The following is a 977-nucleotide window of genomic DNA, read 5'->3' on the forward strand; positions in this document are numbered from 1 at the left end:
GGCAAACCCGGCGCCGTGCCCTCGCTGGCCGAAGGCCGCATCGCCCGCCACCTGGGCTGGAGCCACCAGGCCCGCCCGGCGGACGACCTGATCCGCAAATGCGTGGCCTGGACCTGGCGCGTCAAACTCAGCCTGTCCACCGAGCGCGACCTGTTCGCCCGCCTGCGCGAAGCCGCCGAACAGGTGGCGATCAAAGTGTTTGCCGACAACCTGCGCGACTTGCTGTTGGCCGCGCCCGCCGGCCCCAAGGCCGTGATGGGGCTGGACCCCGGCATCCGCACCGGGGTGAAGGTGGCGGTGGTGGACCCCACCGGCAAGCTGCTGGACACCGCCACCGTGTATCCGCACGAACCTCGCCGCGATTGGGAAGGCAGCATCGCCACCCTGGGCGCGCTGTGCCTGAAGCACGGCGTGCAGCTGATTGCCATCGGCAACGGCACCGCCAGCCGCGAAACCGACAAACTGGCCGCCGACCTGATCAAGCGCCTGGCCGACCGCGGCCTGACCCCGCAAAAAGTGGTGGTGAGCGAGGCGGGCGCTTCGGTGTATTCCGCCAGCGAATTTGCCAGCCAGGAAATGCCCGACGTGGACGTGAGCCTGCGCGGCGCGGCCAGCATCGCCCGCCGCCTGCAGGACCCGTTGGCCGAGCTGGTGAAGATCGACCCCAAGAGCATTGGCGTGGGCCAGTACCAGCACGACGTGAACCAGAGCGAGTTGGCGCGCACCCTGGACGCGGTGGTGGAAGACTGCGTGAACGCCGTGGGCGTGGACCTGAACACCGCCAGCGCGCCGCTGCTGGCCCGGGTGTCGGGCCTGAGCGGCACGGTGGCCAAGTCGGTGGTGCGCTGGCGCGAGGCGCACGGCGCCTTCCAGAGCCGGCAGGATTTGCTCAAAGTCACCGGCCTGGGCGCCAAGACCTTCGAGCAAAGCGCCGGCTTTCTGCGCATCCGCGGCGGTGACAACCCGCTGGACATGAC

1 protein-coding gene is annotated in these 977 nt (G+C 69.7%); it reads left to right on the top strand.

All coding sequences use genetic code 11. The features are described 5' to 3' along the window. Nucleotides 1-977: helix-hairpin-helix domain-containing protein (locus tag HA630_RS27035; protein ID WP_208299915.1), on the top strand; the 977-nt coding region annotated here is incomplete at both ends.

It is taken from the genome of Aquabacterium sp. A08 (genome assembly GCF_011742065.1).